This is a genomic window from Pedobacter sp. ASV1-7, assembly GCF_040203335.1.
Taxonomy (GTDB): Bacteria; Bacteroidota; Bacteroidia; order Sphingobacteriales; family Sphingobacteriaceae; genus Pedobacter.
Genome location: NZ_JBEHBV010000001.1, coordinates 613513 through 637202, shown reverse-complemented (window position 1 = coordinate 637202; position 23690 = coordinate 613513). Strand labels below are relative to the sequence as shown.

Annotated in this window: 17 protein-coding genes; 8 read left to right on the top strand and 9 right to left on the bottom strand. The window is 38.2% G+C overall.

What is annotated here, in order from left to right; genetic code table 11:
- Positions 1-9 precede the first annotated feature (9 nt).
- The 5 genes from ABDJ41_RS02780 to ABDJ41_RS02760 all read left to right on the top strand — a co-directional run bounded on the left by ABDJ41_RS02780 (position 10) and on the right by ABDJ41_RS02760 (position 5956).
- The gene (locus ABDJ41_RS02780) at positions 10-1443 is read left to right on the top strand and encodes a SusD/RagB family nutrient-binding outer membrane lipoprotein (RefSeq protein ID WP_349784218.1); all 1434 of its coding nucleotides are present in this window, start codon (positions 10-12) and stop codon (positions 1441-1443) included.
- A gap of 37 nt (positions 1444-1480) precedes the next feature.
- On the top strand, positions 1481-2659 hold the full coding sequence (locus ABDJ41_RS02775) for a DUF5689 domain-containing protein (RefSeq protein WP_349784217.1): 1179 nt from the start codon (positions 1481-1483) through the stop codon (positions 2657-2659).
- A gap of 7 nt (positions 2660-2666) precedes the next feature.
- Positions 2667-4409, top strand: coding sequence for a phospholipase D-like domain-containing protein (locus ABDJ41_RS02770; RefSeq protein ID WP_349784216.1), 1743 nt, complete (start codon positions 2667-2669; stop codon positions 4407-4409).
- Positions 4410-4487: 78 nt separating this feature from the next.
- Positions 4488-5057, top strand: a complete 570-nt coding sequence (locus ABDJ41_RS02765) for a hypothetical protein (RefSeq protein WP_349784215.1) — start codon at positions 4488-4490, stop codon at positions 5055-5057.
- A 14-nt stretch (positions 5058-5071) separates the two neighbouring features.
- A complete protein-coding gene (locus ABDJ41_RS02760) occupies positions 5072-5956 on the top strand; it encodes an endonuclease/exonuclease/phosphatase family protein (protein ID WP_349784214.1) in 885 nt (294 codons plus the stop codon).
- Between the two features lie 64 nt (positions 5957-6020).
- Here the strand turns inward: ABDJ41_RS02760 and ABDJ41_RS02755 are convergent, their stop codons facing one another.
- From ABDJ41_RS02755 to ABDJ41_RS02740, 4 genes are all read right to left on the bottom strand, one after another.
- Entirely contained in the window at positions 6021-7484 is a 1464-nt protein-coding gene (locus ABDJ41_RS02755) for a PQQ-dependent sugar dehydrogenase (protein ID WP_349784213.1), read from the bottom strand.
- Positions 7477-7953 carry an OsmC family protein gene (locus tag ABDJ41_RS02750; RefSeq protein ID WP_349784212.1) on the bottom strand — a complete coding sequence of 159 codons (477 nt, stop codon included), beginning with the start codon at positions 7951-7953 and terminating at the stop codon, positions 7477-7479. Before ABDJ41_RS02750 ends, ABDJ41_RS02755 begins: the two co-directional genes overlap by 8 nt.
- Before the next feature lie 61 nt (positions 7954-8014).
- On the bottom strand, positions 8015-10543 hold the full coding sequence (locus tag ABDJ41_RS02745) for a phosphocholine-specific phospholipase C (protein ID WP_349784211.1): 2529 nt from the start codon (positions 10541-10543) through the stop codon (positions 8015-8017).
- A gap of 147 nt (positions 10544-10690) precedes the next feature.
- Positions 10691-11512 (bottom strand): ATP-binding protein, encoded by an 822-nt coding sequence (locus ABDJ41_RS02740; protein ID WP_349784210.1) that lies wholly within the window; start codon positions 11510-11512, stop codon positions 10691-10693.
- A 277-nt stretch (positions 11513-11789) separates the two neighbouring features.
- On the opposite strand from ABDJ41_RS02740, the gene ABDJ41_RS02735 reads away from it, so the two are divergent.
- Genes ABDJ41_RS02735 through ABDJ41_RS02725 form a run of 3 tightly spaced genes read left to right on the top strand, consistent with a single transcriptional unit; the run spans position 11790 to position 14695 of the window.
- Positions 11790-12935, top strand: coding sequence for a glycoside hydrolase family 88/105 protein (locus ABDJ41_RS02735; RefSeq protein WP_349784209.1), 1146 nt, complete (start codon positions 11790-11792; stop codon positions 12933-12935).
- A gap of 21 nt (positions 12936-12956) precedes the next feature.
- Positions 12957-14240, top strand: a complete 1284-nt coding sequence (locus tag ABDJ41_RS02730) for a PQQ-dependent sugar dehydrogenase (protein ID WP_349784208.1) — start codon at positions 12957-12959, stop codon at positions 14238-14240.
- 5 nt (positions 14241-14245) lie between these two features.
- Complete coding sequence (locus tag ABDJ41_RS02725; RefSeq protein ID WP_349784207.1) at positions 14246-14695, top strand: c-type cytochrome; 450 nt, start codon at positions 14246-14248, stop codon at positions 14693-14695.
- Positions 14696-14714: 19 nt separating this feature from the next.
- On the opposite strand, the gene ABDJ41_RS02720 is transcribed toward ABDJ41_RS02725, so the two are convergent.
- The 5 genes from ABDJ41_RS02720 to ABDJ41_RS02700 form a co-directional block, all read right to left on the bottom strand.
- On the bottom strand, positions 14715-16370 hold the full coding sequence (locus ABDJ41_RS02720; RefSeq protein WP_349784206.1) for a hypothetical protein: 1656 nt from the start codon (positions 16368-16370) through the stop codon (positions 14715-14717).
- 87 nt (positions 16371-16457) lie between these two features.
- Positions 16458-17207 (bottom strand): hypothetical protein, encoded by a 750-nt coding sequence (locus ABDJ41_RS02715; protein WP_349784205.1) that lies wholly within the window; start codon positions 17205-17207, stop codon positions 16458-16460.
- An 11-nt stretch (positions 17208-17218) separates the two neighbouring features.
- The gene (locus ABDJ41_RS02710) at positions 17219-18757 is read right to left on the bottom strand and encodes a RagB/SusD family nutrient uptake outer membrane protein (RefSeq protein WP_349784204.1); all 1539 of its coding nucleotides are present in this window, start codon (positions 18755-18757) and stop codon (positions 17219-17221) included.
- A 5-nt stretch (positions 18758-18762) separates the two neighbouring features.
- Positions 18763-21900: a SusC/RagA family TonB-linked outer membrane protein gene (locus ABDJ41_RS02705; RefSeq protein ID WP_349784203.1), complete on the bottom strand. Its 3138-nt coding sequence runs from the start codon at positions 21898-21900 to the stop codon at positions 18763-18765.
- Between the two features lie 123 nt (positions 21901-22023).
- Positions 22024-23526, bottom strand: a complete 1503-nt coding sequence (locus ABDJ41_RS02700) for a polysaccharide lyase 6 family protein (protein WP_349784202.1) — start codon at positions 23524-23526, stop codon at positions 22024-22026.
- Positions 23527-23690 lie beyond the last annotated feature (164 nt).

The window sequence follows — 23690 nt, the reverse complement described above, 5'->3', positions numbered from 1 at the left end:
CAGACGATTATGAAAAAGAATAGAATTATCATCTGCATTCTAGCTGCAATTACATCCTTTTATAGCTGTACAACCGGCCTAGATGAACTGCGTGTTAATCCAGAGGGAATAACAAAACCTGGAGCATCATCGTTTCTGAATAACTCCCTATATCAGACCGTAACACACATTAGCAGACAGGCGCATACGATCAATCAACAACTTGCACAGGTTGCCGTATTACGGGAACTTACAGGCAACAACCAGATACACCGTTACCAGATCAACTCATCAACATTTAACAGCATGTGGGCTACACCATACAGACAGTTGTTAAACTTTAGAGAGATGCGTCGACTTGGAACACAACAAGGTGACCGGAATTATACTGCCATTGCCTATACTTTAGAAGCATGGCTCATTTCCGAGATTACTGATATTTATGGTGACGTGCCATTTTCTGATGCATTGAAAGGCGCAGAAGGAAACTCGACTCCAAAGTTTGACACACAAAAACAGATCTATGATTCCATTTTCGTGTTTCTTGATCGTGCCAATGATTTATACGATCTCAACAAGCCATTAACTGGTGATGATATCCTATACAATGCAAACATAACGGCCAACGTAACCAAATGGAAACGCTTCACCAATGCACTTACCTTACGCTTGTTAATGCGAGTAGAGAAAAAAGGGGCCATTTATCAGGATAAGCTAAGAAACATGCTAGCAAATCCTGTAAAATACCCCTTAATGAGGAACAACGAAGATGGTGCTACACTGGTTTACACCAATATCACTCCTTTTGTCAATGCCTTTTATGACGTCCGGGATTTATCTTTCAATGGACAAATCATGTATTCTCATTCCTTTATAGGAAAACTGGCTTCAACAAATGACCCAAGACTTCCTTTATGGGCAACAACAGTTGGAAATGGTTATGTAGGATTGCCTGTAGGATATCCAGCATCAGACCCGTCCTATCGTACAGGAAGCTATTCAACTTTTATTTTAGCCTTAAAACGCTCTAAATATTTCGGTGATATTATGCAGTATTCTGAACAGGAATTTCTGATGGCTGAAGCTGTTTTAAAAGGGTATGTAGTAGGGAATGCTAAAACAAACTACGAAAATGGAATCACTGCTTCCCTTAATTATTGGGGCATTACAGACGCCACTACATTTTTAAATCATAATGATGTAAAATACGATGGCACTTTAGAACGCATCATAGGGCAAAAATATGTGGCCCTGTTCGAAAATGGATTTCAACAATGGCATGATATCAGAAGAACTGGTTTCCCTACATTGGTAACAGGCCCTGATATGCAAAATGACGGTCGCCCGCCTGCCCGTTTACAATACCCACTTAGTGCAGCGCTTTACAATAAAACAAATTATGATGAAGTATCAGCCCGTATCGGCGGAGATAACCTAAATGTAAAAGTATGGTGGATGCAATAGTTTACAAACTATTCTCTAATCAATAAAAGAACATAGCATGAAGATGATTAAAAAATATCTGTACACACTGCTCGCCGGAATAGCCTTATTCTCCAGCTGCGAAAAAAATGTGTACCACGCAGATCCACTCTCTTTAAAAAACATAAAGCTGTTGTATCATGATGTAGATATCACCTTACCAGAAAGTAGAGTAAGCGGGGTAGTAATCTCTGATATAGACAACAAAAATCATTTGCCAGGATATATCATTATACAAAATCAGTTAGACGGTATAGCAATCGAAGTGAGTGACGCTGACAAATATAAATCAGGTGACTCTGTTGTGGTTAACGTAAGCAACAAACTACTTACACGCTTTCAGGGCCTATTGCAGATCAGAAATGTTGATGCTGGTAAAGTAATTAAAATCAGTAGTAACAAAAAGGTAAAACCACAACCTGTAAGCATTACCAATTTATATAATAACCTAAGCAGGTATGAGAATACATTAGTCCAGGTATTGGGAGATATTACACCACAACCTGGCTCAGGTGAAACATTTAGTGGTGAAAAGACCATGCAGGAACTTAGCTTTACGGTTACACTCAATACCTCAGCAAATGCTTCATTTGCCAATCAATTACTACCCAATAATGCTTCATTTACTGGCATTGCTTTGGGTAAACCAAATGGCGTAGAAATACGCATAAGAAGCATTGCCGATGTAGAAAATCCAAGTGGAAGAGTATATCCTGGATTCCCTGAGAGCTTCGAAACAACAGTCGGATATACTGCAGGCGAGTTCACTGTACCTCTCCCTTCCGGCCTTTGGAAGTTTAACAATGCAGGACTTAGAAATGAAACTACGGATCGGATCGTTACCGGTAAAAATGCCATTAGATTTAACCTGAATAATACCACTTCATGTTATGGTCAGATGCAGTTTGATGTCCCAGATGGAGCTTCAAAAGTGACTTTGTATTATGCCATCTGGGGTGGCGATCCGGGGTCTACCTGGAGACTGGAGTACTCCACAGATCAGGGTGTAACCTGGAAGCAAACCGGGGAGCATATTACGGATGCCACTGCTGTACCTAAGCTTAAAACATTTATGCTGGATATAAATGTACCCGTAAGGTTCCGTATCAATAAACTCGGATTGGGGACAAGTACATCCACCATAAGTAATGGAAGGTTAAACATTGATGACTTTGCTGTTTATCAACCTTATAGATAAGATAATAATGAGAAAAATATTTTTCTGGTCCTTATTGCTATCAGTAATAAGTTTGGCCACTATATCCTGCAAAAAAATAGATCATCGTATAGAGGAAACAACATCTGATGATACTCCTGGCAAAGTAGCAGACACTACTTTTATGCCTGTAAACATGACTTTCCCAGAAGCACGTTTTACTGAGAAAGAAAGTTTTAGTACCAATCAGGCCTCAAATAGAATTTTAAGCAGATTAATTTCACTACTAGATGCAAGTAATGAAGGTGCGTTCGTTTACATCTCCGTTTATCAGATTAACCATGATGATGTACTGAATGCACTTAAAAGAGCAGACAACAGAGGGGTGCAGTTGCGTATCCTGGTTGACATGAGCAGATTAGAAAGTCAACGCATTAACCCTAAAGCTCTTAACTATTTAAGAAATCCTGCTCTAAGTAATACACAGGTATGGGACACCAATAATGACATTGCTGATGCAGCCCTAAATGAAAACAAGTTTGCTTTGTTTAGCGAAATTGAAACCACCACAGGAATGAAGCAGCACATAGTATTTCAGACCTCTCATAATTTTACAGAAACAGATTCACACATGGGCCATGATGCACTTACACTTTCGCATGAAGGGCTATATAATGCTTATCTTGTTTATTGGAATGAGCTAAAAAACAGGGCTGTTTCTGGAATGAAAGACTATAATTTCGCGACTTATAAATCAGCACCAGACGGGATAGAAGCCTATTTCTTACCACAAAGAAATAATGGCGCTACGATAAGTGGAGATTTAAGCCTTGACCTGCTGAACAAGATCAGCAACCCTGCAACTGCAGAAATCAAGGTAGCGATGTCGTTCTGGGACAATACACGCATCGCTATTCTTACCAAACTGGTTCAATTGCAGCAAGCTGGTGCAAAGGTGGAATTAGTGATAAAAAGTAATATCTCAGCTACACAATCCAGCTTTGAAGCATTGGAATCAAATGGTGGTTTTATCCGCATGTTAAATGTGAATGATAACAACAGACCATTAACCAATATGGATAATCGTTTTACGCTTATAAAGGGCACATTCGACGGAGTCCCTTCTAAAGTAGTAATCACCGGCACTCTATCATTCACAGGAAACTCCTTAAATAATAATAATGAAATAGTTTTATTATTAAAAAATGATGAGATATATGATCAGTATGAAGAATTCTTTGGTGAGTTAAAGTCACTTCCAGAGTACCGTACAGGTGGAATAATCTATCAAGGCTTTCCTGAAACCTTTGAAACTACAGATCCCAATTTTGCCAATGTTTATAAAGCAGGAACCAATGTGATCAATTTATCAACCGGTCAATGGAAATTTAATGATAGTGGATTCAGAGGGGATGCAGTTGATAAAATTGTGAGTGGCCGATATGCCTGGAGAAGTAATTTTAATATTAACTACTCTATTTACCTCGGTATGGAGTTTGATGTTCCAAATGCTTCCAAAGTAAGTTTCTACTACGGCGCATGGGGTACTGCTACCACTGGTGCAGCCTGTACTTTTGTATTGGAATATTCAACAGATCAAGGTACAACCTGGACACAAACAGGTAACCCGATTACTCAAGCGGTCTACACTCCAACACTGGCTACATTCCCTGTAGATTTCAATGTTCCTGTAAGGTTCAGAATTCACAGAAAGGGGCAAGTGGCAACAGGTGCAGGAAATGGTCGTTTAAACATTGATGACTTCTCGGTATACAAACAACCAACGAACTAAATAATGCTGGGAGTATTGGAAAACTGCAATACTCCCGCATTATACCAGACAAACATTGTTAAATCACAATAAATAAGTATGAAAAGGATAACGATTTCAATGGTATTTTTACTTTTTATTTTACCATTTACCAGTTTTTCACAGGAAAATAAACTCTATGCTAAATTTCCGGAGAGTTTTGAATCAGATAATAAATTAAACTACCAGATTGACGATGTAAACCTGCCGAGTGGTACATGGCGACTGGATAATGCGGTTATTCAAAGTCAGAAATATGAAAATCCAACCTCTGGAACTCATGCCCTTCGCATGGCTATGAATCATACAACATCAGCGTATGCTCAAATGATGTTTGACCTTCCTAATGGAGCCTCTAGAGTTTCATTCTGGTACAAATGTTTTGCGCTAGACAAACCCAGTATGTGCCAGCTGGAATATTCAACAGACAAAGGTAGAAACTGGCATGCTGTAGGTGACTTGATTGTGGCTACCAACAAAAATAAATATACAGAAGCTGTATTTGACCTTGAAATTGAAGGCCGTGTGCGTTTCAGAATTAACAAAATAGGTTTAGGTGACGGTTCAAAGAACCCTGACATTTCTAATGGTCGTCTAAATATAGACGATTTCGCAGTTTACCACAAATAGACATGCATAAGAACATGAAAAAGTATTTATTTGCAATGATCATTTGCTGTTTATATGCTTGTGGTAAAAAAGAAAATGACCCTAATGACCAATGGCTTTCTCCGATAAGAATAGCTAGCTATAACATTCAATATGACAACACAGTACAGGCACCTGCAAGTGTATGGAATAACCGGAAAGACATATTTAAAAAATTGGTAGAGAGACATGATTTTGATATCATCGGTGCACAGGAGCCTTACCTGATACAGCTAAATGATCTGAAAACACTATTACCTCAATACGCCTATATAGGTGTAAGCATCATTGGAGAAACCAGTAACCTCAGGCAACATTATACTCCTATCATTTATAAAAAAGACAAGTTTGAAGTTCTTGACTGGGGCACATTTTGGTACTCTCCAAATAGTACAACACCAGGTAGTATCGGCTGGGATGCCTATTCACCCAGAATATGTACCCGCGCTTTAATGAAAGATAAAACGACGGGAAAAATATTCACAGTCTTAAATTCTCATCTTGATCATATCGGAACTACGGCAAGAGATTTAAGTGTTCAGATGCTGTTGTCTTTAATTCCTGCTGTTTCTGCTAAATATCCAGTTATTCTTACCGGTGACTTCAACTTTAACCAAACCAGTGTAAATTATTCCAGAATAATTAACTCAGGCTTACTAAAAGATAGTTATAACCTTGCACAAACCCATACCAATAAGGATCGGGGAACACACAATAATTACGATTTAAACAGCAATACAACAACTAGAATAGACCATATTTTTCTATCAACTGGCAACGGATATGCTGTAAAAAGCCATAACATCATTACTGATGATTTTGACGGTAAATATCCATCGGATCATTTCCCAGTAATGATTGAACTGCTTTTGAAGAAATAGAATTTTCTTTATTAAAAGAACGGGTTGTATGAAATTATACAACCCGTTCTTTATTTGATGTCTTTTATAATTGTGGCACCAGTTTATAAATTTTACCGGGCGACTCAACAGCAATATAAATAAAGCCATCTGGTGCCATTCTCACATCTCTTACCCTACCAATATTCTTAAACAGAATCTCTTCTTTCACGACCTTGTTGTCTTTAAGCACAGAACGCTGCAAGAATTTAAACCTTAAAGAACCTGAAAGTAGATTGCCTTTCCAGTTTTTATACTTATCACCTGTTACAATTGCTAATCCGCTGGGTCCTATTGAAGGTATCCAATAATGAACAGGTTGTACCATTCCTTCTTTTGCAGTAAGGTTACTGATTGGTTTTCCATTATAATTGATACCGTAAGTTATAACCGGCCAACCATAATTTTTACCAGGCTCCTCAATATTAACTTCATCCCCTCCTCGTGGCCCATGTTCATTGGTCCATATTTTCCCCGTTACCGGATGAATAGTCATGCCCTGAGGATTTCTGTGACCATACGCGTATATCGAAGGACTAACACGCTTATTTTTCACAAAAGGATTATCTGCGGGAATACTACCATCGCTTTTAATTCGGTGCACTTTACCAAGACTATTTCCTTTTATCTCCTGTGGATTTCCCTGTTCATTTCCACGATCACCAACAGAGAAATACAAATATCCGTCTTTACCGAATTGCATTCTTGAACCATAATGATGCTGGGTTTTAGAATATGGTTCTGCGACGAAAATATCCTTTTGCTCCGATAATGTATTCCCATCCAGCTTTGCCCGCATAATTGCCGTGGTTGCCAGCACAGCACCATCCACATTTTTATACTTAGAATAGGAAAGGTATATCAATTTATTTACAGAGAATTTTGGATCTAAAGCAATATCCAACAACCCTCCTTGTCCTTTAGCAAGTACTTCCGGCACACCATTTATAAGCTGTAAAGATTTATCTGCTTTCACCTTATAAAACTTCCCGTTTCTATCAGTTACCAGCATTTCACCGGCAGGCAAAAATGCCATTCCCCAGGGAATATCCAACCCCTCTGCAACGGTTTCCAGCTTTATGGTCATTTCCTCTGTTTTAAACACATCAGAAATGGGTTCAGTAGCAGTTTTTGTATATTTATCTACATTCTTAATAGCATTCAGAATATAATCGGCAAGACCATTGATTTCCTTATCTGTTAAGCTTTCACCAAAAGCAGGCATCCCTTCATTGGCATGACCGAATGTAACCGATCTAATCAGATCTTCTTTTTTATTACCAAACTTCCATTTACGGTCAACAAACATATCTATTTTTTCACCATGACAACCGGCACAAAGATTCTTGTAATTTGTTGCCGGATCAGCAAGTAAAACAGCATCACGATGTGCTACATTAACCAGAAGATTCTTTTTTGCCGCATCATCAGTTCCATTTCCGAATCCAAAGCCTATCATTAATCCCGCACCTGTAATTGCAAATGCACCAATACGCTTTATACTAGCCATGTTCAACTATGCATTTTGGTTGATGAGCAATTGGGAAATTACAGGAATTAGCAATAAAACACATTTTATGTGCTTCATCGTGTAAAGCATTTGCTTTTTCAACTTGTGATTCGTCAGTAATAATCACAACTGGATAAAGTACAACTTCTGTAAAATGTCCGCTACCATCAGCGTTTTCCGTCATTTTTCCTACAGGAGTATCCTTATAATCCATGACAATGATCTCATTTTGAGAACAAAGGTGCAGATACCACAACATGTGGCATGATGAAATGGAAGTCAATAACAAGTCTTCGGGATTATGTTTGGTTTTATCACCAAGAAATGCAGAGTCAGACGAACCGAGTATATCAGCCTTATTATCAATTGAAATGATATAACTTCTGTCGTATGACCTGTAATCCATTGTTCCCGAGCCTTTGTTGCCCGCCCATGTAAGTGTCGCTTGATATTGATGTTCTTTAGCCATAACTGATCTCTTTTAGAATATTTACCAATTTAAACATTCTTATTTATCATTGGTAAATATTCTAAAGAATTCCTCCCATAACCGGATCACTGAAACTTTCCACTCCAGTTTCTACCCTTCCGGCGTACCGCTCTTCAAAAGCATCAATACCATCAGCTAAAACACTAAAGTCGTACCAACCATGGCTTTTTTTAAGATCAAAAACAAGCTCAGCAGTACCAGAAGCTGCAATTTTCTTCTTAACAGCCGCTTTTCCATAACCTTGATCTTTAATCGTAACACTAATTGGCTTAGCCTGTTTATTTATTAGTTTTAACAGGACATCTCCAGTCAGCTTCCCATTAACCTGATGATAGGCACAAAGCACGGTTAGTACATTTAGCTGCCCATTCCCTTTAAATTCTCTGTAATATCCATTCGGACCATTTACCCTCAGGTGATAATTTCCACCTTCAAAATGTTCTATCGGCCAGCTATAAGTTAAAGTATCACCTGCAATTGCTGCAAATGACCAATTTCTACAAATTTCGCTGGTTTTATCATCTTTAAATTTCACAGGTGCATAAACCGTGAAAGGCACACCTGCAGCTTTTTTACCAAACACAGCATTGCCTGCCTTGAATTTGATCTCAAAAGCTTTTTTATCCGCAGTCAGTTTTCCGTCTGAATAAATTTCATAAGGAAGTGCACAAGACGGTCGGATACCTTTTTCCTGAACAGACATCACATCACTTCCACGTGGGTTGGCATTAAAAGCAGTGATATCAGCTGCTGATAATTTCTTGAATCCGGATGGATCAGCTTTAAACTTTGCATTATAAATTGTTTCAACCATATTATTACGGTCGAGGTAGTTTATTTTACCTGGCTTCTCTCCATTAAAAGGATTAAATACCGAAGTCAGGTCACCACAAATGGTTCTTCGCCATTTGCTGATATTATCAAGATGGATTTTCTTTTTCAGCTTGTTACTAAAAAACACTTCCAAAAATTGCAAAGTAGAAGTATGATCAAACACTTCAGAACATACTCTTCCTCCCCTGCTCCAAGGCGAGGCAATTAGCATTGGAACTCTAAACCCTAGACCAATAGGTGCTTCTCGAGCTGCTTTTTCCGGAACACCTTGTTTCAGTTCATTAGCTAGCCTTACATGTTCTATTTCAGTATCAATCCCTTTAGAGACCAAGCCCGTTTCTGGTTTATTTTCATCAGGAATAGAGAATGGAGGTACATGATCAAAATAACCATCATTCTCATCATAAGTAGTTATAAAGATGGTCTTTTTCCATACCTCAGGATCTTTGGTCAAAATATCAAGCACTTCAGAAACATACCAGGCACCATACCATGGAGCACTAGGATGATCGGAGAAATTTTGTGGCCCTGCCAACCATGACACTGCAGGTAATTTACCAGTACTTACATCAGTCCGAAACTGATGTAAAACATCACCTTTAGGAACAGTTACCTCCCTTTTGGTTTGCCCTTCATTATAAGTCAATGTAGTGATATCTCTATACCCCGGATCCCCAGAATTAATTACAAAAGCATTTTTAAACAATTCCTTTTGTTGATCTGTGAGTTTATTATATGCGTCCTTACTCCATTTTTTTAAGTCTTCAGTTGCATTATCCAATGCTTTCATTTTATGGCTCAGGTCTGCCTGTATTTTTTTTGCAGCAGCCTCAGAAGAAGGGCTTGCTTCTTGTAACTTATTGATTTCACCAGGAAGTGTATCAACTAATTTTTGGAGATTTTCTACATTACGTTTAGAGAACTTAACATTATAAGCTGCAAAAAATTCGAGCAGATTACACCCAAAATTCCCTAACCAGGCACGTTCTTCACCTTTATATCCACCACCGCAGCTCAAGTCATTCTGGTAGAATCTCCAGGCAATTTTATTTTCCTGTAGTAGTTCAGGGAATGTCTTCCATGGTAATTTGCCATAGCTAAAATCATCATTTCTAATATTCACTTTCTGTAAACCATCCAGGTCATAACTAACCTTTCCTGTCCAGAAGAAAGACCGATTTGGTGTTGTACTGGTCATACCCGAACAAAAGTTCTGATCACAAACAGTAAAAGCATCTGCCATAGCATAATTAAATGGCAGATCTTCACGATTATAATGCCCTAAAGTGAGAGGCATGCCTTTATATTTTTTATTACCAGACTTTTTGGTGTTCAACCACTGGTCATACTTCCCATTATTATTGGCATCAACCTGGCTAGCCCTTGAGTGCGGTAAAGAGCCTATCCAGGTTACTTTAGAGTCTTTTATATTTAATCGGAATGGAGCATAGGTATCGCCAAGAGCATCCGTCTGCATCCATACAGGCTTCTGATCTGGCAAGGTTATAGCACGCGGGTCATTAAAACCCCTTACCCCCTGTAAAGTACCAAAGCAATGGTCAAAAGATCTATTTTCCTGCATCAGGATAACAATATGCTCGGCATCTAAAAAGGTACTACCTAATTTCGGATCAATTGCCAAAGCACGTTGTATAGATGCAGGCAACATAGTAGATAACCCTGCTGCTCCTGATAGCAACAATGATTTCCTAATAAATTCTCTTCTGGATTCCATAATAAATAACTTGTGTGTGTGCGTGTTGCTTAATGTTTTATTAAGTTTCTAATTTCAGGTTTTCAAGTTACGAATCCGATCGTTTAATATAAAACTTCTGTTAAAAAAAGATTAAAATGCTTTCATTTAATTAATACAACTTTCATTTCATTTCAATTGGTAAGCCATTATCGACTTTTTAAAGAAGGTAGGAATATATAAAATCTTCTTAATTGGGTCATACCCCAGATCGGCTGTATTTATCTTTTCTTTATTGGTATCCAGCAACAAATCGTATTTACCGTTAGCATATACATAATATACATAACCGCTCCAGCTTGTGACCAAAAAATCTCCATTACCAATTGGCTCCAGACCATCGCCTCCATGAGGCAGTTCAGCAATATTGGTCACGTTTTTTTTAGCATCCACTTTCATTACCGTTTTTCCACCAGCAACAAACAGATCATTACCTATAGCTTTTAAACCATTTACTCCGCTTATATTTTCCATATATACAGAAGGTATATTTTTTTCAATCTTGTGAATTAGCTTTCTCCTTGTATCAGAAACATATACTATTCCCTTATCACTAACTGTGATGTCATTTAAAAATACAGCACCTTCAATAGGAATCTTCTTAATCACTTTTGCCTTCGCAACATCAATGATGACCACATCTGTTAAATCGGCAGCATACATTGTATTACCCAATCTTGCCAGTCCTTTTGGCGCATTTAATCCGGTAATCCAATCCAGATCAATAACTTTACCGTCTAACCCAATTTTAGCCACCCCACCAATGCCATCCTTATCATTCGGACTATTTCCCATGACAGAGGTATAAAGCACTTTATTTTTTATATCCGGCAATACCGATTCCGGCATATTAATTACAGTATCAGTTTCCCAGATCTTTTCAATACGATGCTGAGCCTGAACATTTACAGATAAGGCCACAATAAAGGCCAGACCAAGATACTTCTTCATATATTTCAAATTAAAATGAATAATTACGGTTTTAATTTACATAATTAATTCAATTTCCCGATTTACGTAACAATCACACACTGATTTCATAAAAAAATACTGTTCCGTATTAGCCATGTTATCAGCGATCTTACCTATAAATTCCAATTTCCTTTCAAAACCCGACAATAACAGCTCCGGCTGTCAATACACAATTTTTAAAGCTTTCTATAAACCTTAACTTTAATTGGATAATTAATCAATAACCAATCAAAACATAAGAAATCAACATATAATTATGTACAAAAAACACATTATAATTATACTCTGGATTACGACTTCCCTAACCTTTAGCAATTCTGAAGGAATTTATGCTCAATCTAAGGCGGCCGATTTAAAAAACTGGCCTAAAGGCACTTCACCCAGGGAAATAGGTAATAGGATTGCAGAGCATTTTAATGCTACTCCACACACCAACTTCAATAGAACTACTCCTCCCCGTGTGATTACCTACCCTGAAAGCTGCACCTGGTATGGCGCCCTTACTTTTGCCGGAGAAAGCAAGAATAAACAACTCACGAAGAAACTACAAAAGCGCTTTGAACCATTGTTTAATGAAGAAGCGAAGATGATTCCAGTACCGGATCATGTAGATTACTGTGTATTTGGTGCTGTCCCATTAGAACTGTATATGCAAACCAAAGAAAAACGATATCTGGATATGGGCCTTGGCATTGCCGACAAACAATGGGGACCACCTGAAGGGCCAAGAGTAGTCAAAGAATCACAAGGATATTATGATCAAGGCTATACCTGGCAAACCAGGTTATGGATAGACGATATGTTTATGATCACCGCGATACAGGCTCAGGCTTTCAGAGCTACAGCCGACCAGAAATATATAGATCGTGCAGCTAAAGAAATGGTATTTTATCTTGACCAGTTACAAAGACCAAATGGTCTTTTTTATCATGCCCCTGATGTTCCATTTTACTGGGGACGGGGAAATGGCTGGATGGCAGTGGGTATGGCCGAATTATTGAGGTCACTTCCAGAGAACAATCCTAATTATGATAGAATTATGAAAGGCTATAAAGAAATGATGAGCTCTTTATTAAAATATCAGACTGAAGAGGGAATGTGGCGACAATTGGTTGATAAACCAGAGTCCTGGATCGAAACCTCAGGAACAGGAATGTTTACTTTCGCTTTCATTACAGGTGTAAAAAATGGTTGGCTGGATAAAGAGTTATATGGAAAAGCCGCCCGTAAAGCATGGCTTAAGCTGATTACTTATATTAATGAGAATGATGATATCACAGATGTTTGTGAGGGCACCAACAAGAAAAACGACTATCAATACTATTTAGACCGTAAAAGAAATACAGGGGACTTACATGGGCAGGCTCCTTTACTATGGTGTGCCACTGCACTGTTAAGATAATCTTGAAAAACACAATCTAAGATGAAAAAAATATTCATAATACCAGTTTTGCTATGCACAATGGTATTTTTCACACTCTATGCATTTAAGGAGATTAAAACTTTCCATAGCCCATCTCCAGATGCCGATAACGCAGGGCTAAAATTACCAGAGGGTTTCGGAGCTTTAAAAGTAGCAGATGTAGGTGCGAGAGCAAGACATATTGTTGTCACTCCACAAGGCATCATTTACGTAAAACTAGCTCGGGTTAAAGATAAAAAAGGAATCATTGTCTTAAAGGAAGATAACGATGGCAAAGCTAAAATAACAGGCAGCTTTGGCAATTATGGAGGAACCGGTATTTATTTAAAAGATGGTTATCTATATGCCTCTTCCAATACTGGAGTATTCAGATACAAGCTGAATGAAAAAAATGAAGTTGTAGATCCTGAAAATCCAGAAACTATTGTTCAGGGACTTAAGATGGGGCGCCAGCATGAGACAAAATCTCTTGTTTTAGATAATGATGGTAACCTATATGTAAACATAGGGGTTCCGTCTAATTCCTGTCAGGAAAATGACAGAGGCCTGAAATCACCCGGAATACCAGGTTGTCCGCTTTTAGATTCTGCAGGTGGCATCTGGCAATTTAAAGCAAACGAGTTAAACCAGAGCTACGCTCAGGGCAATAGATATGCCACAGGCTTAAGGAATGTGGTAGGGTTAGACTGGAACCAAGAGAACAACCAGCTTTTTGTAATGCAGCATGGAAGAGACAACCTAAATAGCTCCTGGCCAGACTTATACAACACCAAAGAATCCGCAGAATTACCAGCAGAATGCTTATATGCTCTTAAAAAAGGAGATGATGCAGGCTGGCCATTTATGTATTACGACGGGATACAGGGCAAAAAAATTGTAGCCCCGGAATATGGAGGTGACAAGAAAAAAGAAGCCAGCGCCAAATACCTGAATCCTGCAGCAGTTTACCCAGCGCACATGGCTCCAAATGGACTGCTATTTTATACCGGAAATATGTTTCCAGAGCGTTATAAAAACGGAGCCTTCATAGCCTTTCATGGTTCATGGAATCGTGCGCCAGAACCACAGAAAGGTTTTTTTGTCGTGTTTCAACCCTTTATAGACGGTAAGCCATCGGGCAACTGGGAAATTTTTGCCGATAATTTCGCCGGCTCTGCAGAGAAAGCAGCGATGAATAAAGCGGATCATCGTCCATGTGGACTTGCCCAGGGGGCTGATGGCTCTCTTTATGTTACTGATGATGTAAAAGGAAGCATATACCGCGTGGTTTATAATAAAAAATAAGAAAAATGAGATTCGTTTTCATCACAACAATACTGATCACTTTAGGTGGAATAAAATCAGCATCTGCTCAGACACAAAAAGGGGAAGCCACAGCTGTAAAAAATCAGATAATTAGTTCGACAGTAATATCAAACGGCAAAAAAATATATCAGCAATACTGTCTTACCTGTCATATGGCAGATGGCGCAGGAGTACCGAACATGAATCCCCCCCTGGTTAAAACAACCCGCGTTCTGGGTGATAAGGCAAAATTGATTCGAGTGATTCTTAAAGGATTGAATACTGGAGAAGAAATTGATGGGGAGACATATACCAACGTAATGCCTCCTCATAATTTCCTGAACGACCAGCAAATTGCCGATGTCCTGACATTTGTCAGAAATAGCTTTGGTAATAAAGCAACTAAAGTTACCGAAGCAGAAGTAAAAGCTGTACGCAATAAAAAAACAGAATGATATGATCAAACTCCCTGCCTTATTGCGCGGGGAGCTTGCCTTCACCAGCCCAATTTTTCAGCAATTCGTAAATTGTCCCGTTTCTTTGAGCTGCAGTAGTTACCTGATTAACAGCAGCACTACCCAGACGATCATTTAATTGGGCTATGTATAAGCTTCGAGGTAACACAGGCGTTCCCCAGCTTTCCCAGTAACCCGCACCATTCTTCTTCACAGCCACACAACCAATCCCCCAATTCATTGCACCTTTAGGACTCTCTACTTTGATCTCATAATTTGGGGATTTACAATTCCAGAACATGGTTTGTGCACCTGCCCATCCATGACCTGTACCCATTGCTTTTCGGTTCTGAACGATGATCTGCCCGCCATAAATATTATCAAACAAAATTCCTGTAGCCCAGCGATGATGCGGACCAATATCCGCCTTTGTATTTATAGAATAACTATCAAGAAAGACATTCGGACCTGGAACTGTTGACCCGGTTACATAATCGTGTCGGCCACCACTGGTATAACAACGCTGAAAAAGATTGAAAGATGAACCACCCTCAAGATTAAAAGAATATTTCCTACCGCCTGTTGTTTGCGATTTAGGGTCAACCATAGCACATTCTTCTATAGTATTATTTACTGACATTCCTGTAAGTGACACACAAGCATAACCAAAATACTGTGCCGTCACTTGTTTTACCCAACAATTTTCTGTTCTATTAAGCTCAATTCCATTCCAGCCGTGTAACTCATCATTGTCATTCGCATAAACAGATACCAATCTGATATTCTCCACGCCAGAATTACTGATCCGACCGGTTATATTCGTTTTAAATATATACCCACCTCCATATTTGCTTTGCATCGGATCAACCACAGGAGCATTTAAGGTAATCACATTACCATTAACTCCCATTATTATGCGCTCAAACCGAATCGCATAATTACTAAAAGTCCAGCCATACTGGCCCATAGCCAGATCATCGATCCATGCCTGATTTGGTGTGCGATAAATGGCAATCTGATCACCAACAGTATATTCAGCAGCTGATTCAACAGCGAGGCTCATTGCTCCTGTAGGTACATACTCAGTGGTGATTTTCTTTCTTGTTCCACTAACCTCGGGCATCCCGGAACCTGAACCATTTATCTCAATAAGATTATGTTCAGCTGTTTTAGTAGCCTTAATAACTGTTCCCGATAAACCTTGTCCCACTCCCCTTAACACCACGCCACTTTTGTCAATAATAAGTGTCCCATTTACCTCATAAGTACCAGCCTCCAGCAATACAGTTCCCCTATATCCATTGCCATCCTGAGGAAGATTTTTAACTTCATCAATTGCATTCTGAATATGAAGCCGGTTATCACCAGCAATTGGCGTAATGGTTTTCTTAACAGGGACATCAGGTAAAGCAACTCCGGCTCCTTTATAACCAGCATTAGAAAAATCAGGAATAACATTGTCTTTATTCGTTTCACCTTCATTTGCATACTTATTATAGGCTAATTTATTTGCAGAATTGAGGTACACCATAGCTGTTGCATTTTCCGGTGGTTCAACGACTGGAGGGGTTACCACAGGTGGCTGGGTTTCATTTACAGGAGCCGTTTTTTTCTTACAAGAAAATACATTAAAAAATACTAAGCCTAAAAGGCAGCATGTGAATATTCTATTCATAATTCAGAGCATAAAATGAAAAAAAACAGCCTCTGGAATTTAAAATAAATACACAGAGGCTGTTTTTAAAATGAATTTCAAAACTTATTAATTAGGTCTTCTAAATGGGTAAACGGTTGCACCATAAACATGTACCACACCATTAGTTGCAATATAGCCCCCAGACCTGTTTTTAGTCACACCATTAATTAATATAGGTGCTAAATCATCATTATTAACCAATTGCAGATCCATCTTACCTTCCTGGTCAAAGCCAAGCCCTCCATTTAAATAGCCAAGCATAGATGTTTTAGAGGCCACTTTACCAGGTGGCAATAAAGTCTGGGCCGTGGTATTGGTAATTGTGAGTTTATCAAAGTTATAATCGCCTTGTAGCATTAAATAAAGAAAATAGTTTTTTACATCTTCCTTCGGATAATCTTTCCAATCTGTTGCTGGCCTCGTGACAGGCACTCCAGTTGTGGGGTTAACACTTGTCACAATAGGAAAATCAAACCATAAACCTTTTGTTACTTTTTTAGTTTTAGAATCCCATACCATAATTGCTTCATTATGTAAAAGAATGAAGGTTCTGCCTGACTTTTCAAATTCTGCATAATCAATTTCAGCGTAGTCAAGCCCTTTTCTCATCCATTTGAAAATAGTGTCTTTTGCTGTCGGGTCGTAAGAACCGCGACTTTCTAGAAATTGCCTTGCCGAAATGCCAATATGTGGATCTAAGGTTTTATGTTCATATTTATAATTTTCCTGAAGGTCAAGACCAAACATTGAACACCCCGACAATAATATAACAGATGCCAAAGCACATCTTGTTGCTATTGATATTATCTTTTTCATATCACTTAAATTTAATCTGTGTAACCAGGATTTTGTTTCAATTTACTATTTGAGTTCAGGACATTTCTATTAATAGGCCAATAAACTCTTTTATCTGGATCAAGAAAGCCCGGAGCATTTATATTTCCACCATCCAATTGCCTCCTTTTAAGAATAGGATCCATCACTTCTTTTACATGATCAGTACGAACCAGGTCAAACCATCTTTTTCCCTCACCAAACAATTCTAACTGTCTTTCATTTAAAATCGCATCTTCCATTGCTTCTTTATTAGCAACCAAAGGATCAGTACCCAGATATTCAGCTACTCCAGCTCTTTTACGAACAATATTCAAGAACTTCAATGCATCGCTCAATTGATTATTTCCATTTAGAGCTTCTGCATAGAGAAGGTAAATATCAGCCAATCGGTACATCACGAGATAAACGGGCTCAAGCTCTCTTGAGGCGGGCCATTTATCAGCAGCCGTAGGATTTGCGGCAGTATTATACCATTTTATAAAACGATCTCTGTTGGGTTTAGTTTGAGCAAGAAATACATCAGCGGTTTGTTGTGGACGGATATCTGTAGTACGAGTGGCAACTTTGTACTGAGGTTGAAACCATTTCGCCCATATATCCTCATCAATTACGATTTGTTTATTATTAGAAGTCCATGATGTTTGCATACATGCACATCCATTCTTTTGATAATCCCAGTGTATACTCCAAATTGCTTCCTTACTGTTTGCGGGATTGGTAAAAACATTCTTCCAGGTTGCAGTAGCTTCGAGATTAGCAATAGTTGGATCAGCAATATTTTTAGCAAGGAATAAGTTTTTAATCCATATAATGGCATTAACATAGTCCTTTTTCCACATATAAACATCTGCGAGTGTAGCACAAACCGCAGAGCGGCTTATTCCATAAATACCGGATGATGGCGCGTTACCTGTACCAAATAAATCATAAGCTTTCTTTAAATCCGGAATAATTACCTCATCTATCACCTTATCTTTTGAAACCCTTTCTCCTTCAGAAGGGGCTTTTATATCCTCATATGGTTCCAATCTCACTACTGCATCACCCCAAACACGAACAATATAAAAATAACTCATTGCACGCATCGCATAAGACTCTGCCATATAACCATCAAAAAATTTAGTTGTGATTTTCGGATCTAGTGCTGCTGCTTGTGGAATATATTTAATGTTATTATTTGCTCTGCCAATTACAGCGTAAAGGCCTGTCCAATCAGAAAATTGATTAGTTGGCGTTAAGCTATTTAATACGATTTCATCAACATAATCTTTTGTATAGATTACAAATCTGTCAAAATTATCCGCGCGATACTCCCCCCAATACAAATACTTTTCCATGTATTGTTTATTGCCTACCATTTCTAGCTGGAAGGCTGAATACATCCCTGCTATAGCGGCATCAACATCAAATTGACTTTTGTAGAATTCTCCTAAAGTCACCTGCGTTAATGGAGCTTCCGTTAAGAACTTTTTACATGCTCCAAACATCATTATGGTTCCTAAAGCTCCTATTACTATTATTTTTTTCATCTCAATTAGAAATTAACATTTATACCAAGACCAAATTCTCTTCTCTTCGGGTATTTACCCGTATCATCACCAGGTGTTAAAGGATTATTGGTACTAAATTCCGGATCATACCCTGTGTAATTTGTCCATGTTAATAAATTCATACCATAAACATACGCAGTCACACCTTTTAAATACACCCTCTTTGTCCATTCAGGATCTAGTCGGTATGAGAGTCGTGCACTAGACAATCTGATAAAAGAACCATCCTCTATATATATGCTGTTTTGATCAGTTTTAAGGTTTCCTCTATTATCCTTTTCAATATAATATGGATACTTGGCAATGTCTCCTGGTTTCCTCCAGGAATTATAAACCATGTCAGGAGACCCCGCACCTGTATTGGAAGGCTTGTTTTGGGTTTGCAATAGTGAATTATAGATTTTTCCACCAAAAGATCCATTAAACAAGAACGATAGTGAGAAATTTTTATATCGGAAGTTGTTCATAATCCCCATGTAATAATCAGGAGTTGCATTCCCCAAAATCTGACGGTCAGCATCATCAATGATTCCGTCTTCCTTCAAGTCTTCCCATTCGGCATCTCCACCTTTTAGTTTACCATCAGGTGCGTATTTACTCTTAACATTACCAGTATATTCCTGCCCATTTAATGTATAAACAGGATTACCATTAAGATACTTTGGCTTGCCATTTTCTAAAACAACAGTTAACTTATTCCAGTTATCATCATAAGCATTTGACTCATCCCATTGATATACACCAAGATTCTTCCAACCATAAAAATTACCTATCCTACCACCATCTTCAGCATACCATTTATTACCCGGAAAAAATGGAATACCATCAGCTAGCTTTACAATCTTTCCTCTTTCAAAGGATATGTTACCTGTTACATTCCAATCAAAATTCTTATTTGTTATAGGTGTTCCACTTAATACAAACTCAAGACCTTTAGTCTGTATGGTACCTAAATTCACCTGTACCTTACTAAAACCTGTTTCCTTAGCTAGTTCTCTCGGGTAAAGAAGATCTTCAGTGCGCTTTACATAATAATCTGCGGTTAAACCTAATCTACCTTTAAAAAAGGTCAGGTCCAAACCAACATTATTCTGGGTAGTAGTTTCCCATTTGATAGATTCATTCCCTAAAATACTAGACAGCCCGGCACCACCGACACCTGCATAGTTTCCAAAAAAATCGACTTTAAGATAGGATTCATAATCGCCAATACGGTCATTCCCGAGCTGACCAAAACTGTATCTCACTTTAGCATCATCAAGGAAAGATTTACTCCAGGCCATAAACTTCTCGTCAGAAAAACGCCATGCTGCAGATCCCGAGAAGAAGCTACCCCAAAGATTTTCCGGACCAAACCTTGATGATCCGTCTCTACGATAAGTTCCCTGTAAAATATAACGGCCTTTATAATTATACCCTAAACGACTAAAAATAGACGCTGTAGTATTTGCAGTAGCGCTAGAATAACTTTTAGAAGAAGTGAGATAATCTGGAATTGTTACTAAAAGCGATTCACTTACACTGTTTAAATATTCTGTATGAATGCGATCAAACTTCCTTCTATCCGCACTAAACCCTAATAATGCAGTAAAATTATGATCCGCTTTAACAGTTTTATTATAATTTAAAAATGCCTGATACTCCCAGAAAAATGTTTTTGCCATTTCATTTCTTCCTGCATTCTTATCTTTATTTGCAGAGAGTATTCTTGGTGAGAAATACATATTCTGAAAATTATCCAGTTTAGCATTAAACAAAGTTGTAAATTTCAAATCATTTATAATCTGATAATCTAACTGATTGTTAAGCTGCGCGGAATAAGTTTCATCCTCATCCCTTTCAAACAATGCATTTGCAATAGGATTTCTTTTCGAAGCTATATAACTTGTCAGACTACCATCCGGATAATAAATTAAAGAGTAAGCGGGCCTATCGATTACCACCTTTACAGTATTACCAATAGGGGTCTGATTCCCTTTTTGCCAGGAGAAAGACATATTATTTGAATACTTTAATTTTGGCGACATCTGATAAATTACGTTAACGCGGGACTGTATTCTTTTCGCCCAACTATTCAAAATAATCGATTTATCGTCCAAGTAGTTTAAACTAGTATAATAACTAAGTCCTTTCTGCCCCCCACTAACACCCATTTTAATCTCTTTCTTTTGAGCAAGATTACCTAACAGTAAATCCTGAAGATCATTATCAGCATTAAAACTAGGATTAATAGAATCGGTACCATTTCCACGACCTTGGATAGTCCTAAATGCGCGTACTTCTGCTGAGTTACTTACTGGAATACTATTTGAAAGTTTACCGAATACATGATTATAGGTAAGATCGATCCTTGGCTTACCATCTATACCTTTTTTCGTGGTAATTAGAATTACACCATTCGCAGCCCGCGAACCATAGATTGAAGCTGAAGCCGCATCTTTTAATACCTCCACATTAGAAATATCTGATGGATTAATATTTGCACCATTCTCATCAATTACACCATCCACAATATACAATGGCCCATTTCCTCCATTTAAAGTCGAAGTACCACGAATCTGAATTGAACCATTTGCACCCGGAGCACCGCCACCATCATTTACAATCAATACCCCAGCAGCTTTACCCTGCAAAGCGTCAAAAAGGTTTATAGGCTGACGTTCTTCAATATCTTTTGAAGTGACAGAGGAACTTGCACCTGTTAAGTCCTTCTTTTTAGATACACCACCATAACCAGTTACCACCAACTCTTCAAGATTACTTAAATCTTCCTTTAAGCTGATGTTAATACTTGTTTTCGCTCCAACCGTAACTTCCTGTGGTAAAAAGCCGATGTAAGAGAAAACCAGTACTGATGATGAACCAGGAACAGTGAGGCTGTATTTACCACTATTACCCGTTGTTGCACCCATTGTTGTCCCCTTTACTTTAACCGTTACACCCGGTAATGTTTCTCCTTTATTATCAGTCACTACTCCTGATATTTTTATGGTCTGAGCGTAGGATTCTGCAGCAACCAGTTGCAGAAGGGTTGCGAAAAGCATCATCAGCTTAAGCCGACCCCATTTAAACCTATACACTTTCGTATTACAGGAGATTGCTCTAGTAGAATTTTTATTCATATCATTATATTTGGTTAAATTCAATATCTATTAGGATATATTCGTCATATGCAATTGACTAATAAGTTTCCAATTTTTAATTGCTCAGATTGGCCAAGCTGTCAATTATATTGGCGTACAAAATCAATTACTTTTTATTAGCAACTGATCACCCAAACCGCTAATCCATAAAGGGCCGATTCCTGTTGCCTTAAGTAAGTTTTTATGGACATTATCCAACTTATTCGCACCTGCATCTGGCGAAGAATAAAATGGATATGTGCCTACAAAAGCCCCATTAACAGGACTAGCTGGATCAGCAGTATAAGTACCATAATCATTTATAGTCAGCTTGGTATCAGCAATTAAAAATCCCGCCGGCAGACCAGTAACAGTGCCCATACCAAATGCAATATTTCCGCCATAAGTAAAGTTCTCCGGAATATCAGTAAACCTTATTAAAGATGAACCGCTTTTCAACTGCAGAACATTATTTGCGATTACGCAATTTGCCGGAGGAACGGTTCTGTTGTTTCCTCCTTTTCCAGCACCAATATCAAAACCCTGAGCACAATTTACAATTGTATTGCCAATAATCTTTACATTTTTAACCTGAAAATACCCGCTTGGCTCCGAATCAGGAACTCCATCCAATATAGAAATCGCACAAGTTTGTCCAGTAGTCGCAATTCCTTGTAAGTAATTGTTATATACCAAATGGCTCTCTCCAATAATCCTTATTCCTCCCGCACTATTAACGTTATTCCCAATCAGATAATTCCCATAGACCTCAGAATTATTTCCATGTCTGAGACATAACGTACCTCTGCTTTCAAAAAAGAAATTATTACGGATGGTATTTCTGCTCATCTTATTAGAAATAATCTCAGTTTCTCCGTTACACTTGTCAAAAATATTCTCTTCTATTACATTTAGGCTCTCACTTAAATAATAAGCACTAGTCCCCACCCTGATTGTTTCACCACCATTAGAACCCAGCTCCGGTCTGGAACCGAAATAATTATGATCTATCCTATGATTTAAGGCATCATTCGCACCCCATATTACTACCGTAGGTCCCAAATGCGCTTTCCCTTTAATGTAGCAATGATCAAGACGGTGGTTTTTGCCATTTAAGGAAACCCATCTGTAATCTACTGATTGATCTGCAGGATTATAATCTACTATTGAGGTGTTTGTTAATCTGCAATTCCTTGAGGCAGAAGTAAAATCAACAACATTCAATTTGGAAATGCTCAGGTCACCATTCTTAAAATTCAACCCATTAACCACTAACCAGCTTCCATCAATTACCAATGATGAAGTTCCTTTTAAAATCACCAAACCTTCCTTTTCTGCAATCAATACAATTGGTTTCTCAGCGGTCCCAGTCCCCTTAAAAATTATTTTTTGATTTATCCAGTCGCCCGATTCCATCATAACCGTATCTCCTGGTTTAAGGCTCAATGCAGCAACATCTGCTGCCGTTTTAACCTTTTTACATGACACACAGTTTTGATTTCCTTTACCCGGAATTTCCGTAGGAGGAGGCTCAACGGCTTGAGGTTTTTCACTTTTTTTACATGCTACTACCATAAATATTGGTACTGCAATTAGTAGAAAAAACCCGTTACACTTTATTTTCATAAATACCTGTTTATATTGGTTATAAAAAATTATTAAATCATCAACACTAAACTGATCAACATTTTTTGATTTTTAATCCAACATATTAACGAAGTACTCAACTATTCCAGCAGTTCTATACTTGAAAATTTAAGCCATCCTGCTTATGCGTCCTGCTATTGAAA

Excerpts from the sequence above, each read along its gene's own strand:
- ABDJ41_RS02740 (WP_349784210.1), bottom strand. The coding sequence starts at position 11,512 with ATGAAGAAGTATCTTGGTCTGGCCTTTATTGTGGCCTTATCTGTAAAT.
- ABDJ41_RS02770 (WP_349784216.1), top strand. The coding sequence starts at position 2,667 with ATGAGAAAAATATTTTTCTGGTCCTTATTGCTATCAGTAATAAGTTTG.
- ABDJ41_RS02760 (WP_349784214.1), top strand. The coding sequence starts at position 5,072 with ATGAAAAAGTATTTATTTGCAATGATCATTTGCTGTTTATATGCTTGT.
- ABDJ41_RS02710 (WP_349784204.1), bottom strand. The coding sequence starts at position 18,757 with ATGAAAAAAATAATAGTAATAGGAGCTTTAGGAACCATAATGATGTTT.
- ABDJ41_RS02780 (WP_349784218.1), top strand. The coding sequence starts at position 10 with ATGAAAAAGAATAGAATTATCATCTGCATTCTAGCTGCAATTACATCC.
- ABDJ41_RS02720 (WP_349784206.1), bottom strand. The coding sequence starts at position 16,370 with ATGAATAGAATATTCACATGCTGCCTTTTAGGCTTAGTATTTTTTAAT.
- ABDJ41_RS02755 (WP_349784213.1), bottom strand. The coding sequence starts at position 7,484 with ATGGCTAGTATAAAGCGTATTGGTGCATTTGCAATTACAGGTGCGGGA.
- ABDJ41_RS02735 (WP_349784209.1), top strand. The coding sequence starts at position 11,790 with ATGTACAAAAAACACATTATAATTATACTCTGGATTACGACTTCCCTA.
- ABDJ41_RS02705 (WP_349784203.1), bottom strand. The coding sequence starts at position 21,900 with ATGAATAAAAATTCTACTAGAGCAATCTCCTGTAATACGAAAGTGTAT.
- ABDJ41_RS02745 (WP_349784211.1), bottom strand. The coding sequence starts at position 10,543 with ATGGAATCCAGAAGAGAATTTATTAGGAAATCATTGTTGCTATCAGGA.
- ABDJ41_RS02725 (WP_349784207.1), top strand. The coding sequence starts at position 14,246 with ATGAGATTCGTTTTCATCACAACAATACTGATCACTTTAGGTGGAATA.
- ABDJ41_RS02715 (WP_349784205.1), bottom strand. The coding sequence starts at position 17,207 with ATGAAAAAGATAATATCAATAGCAACAAGATGTGCTTTGGCATCTGTT.
- ABDJ41_RS02750 (WP_349784212.1), bottom strand. The coding sequence starts at position 7,953 with ATGGCTAAAGAACATCAATATCAAGCGACACTTACATGGGCGGGCAAC.
- ABDJ41_RS02765 (WP_349784215.1), top strand. The coding sequence starts at position 4,488 with ATGAAAAGGATAACGATTTCAATGGTATTTTTACTTTTTATTTTACCA.
- ABDJ41_RS02775 (WP_349784217.1), top strand. The coding sequence starts at position 1,481 with ATGAAGATGATTAAAAAATATCTGTACACACTGCTCGCCGGAATAGCC.
- ABDJ41_RS02700 (WP_349784202.1), bottom strand. The coding sequence starts at position 23,526 with ATGAAAATAAAGTGTAACGGGTTTTTTCTACTAATTGCAGTACCAATA.
- ABDJ41_RS02730 (WP_349784208.1), top strand. The coding sequence starts at position 12,957 with ATGAAAAAAATATTCATAATACCAGTTTTGCTATGCACAATGGTATTT.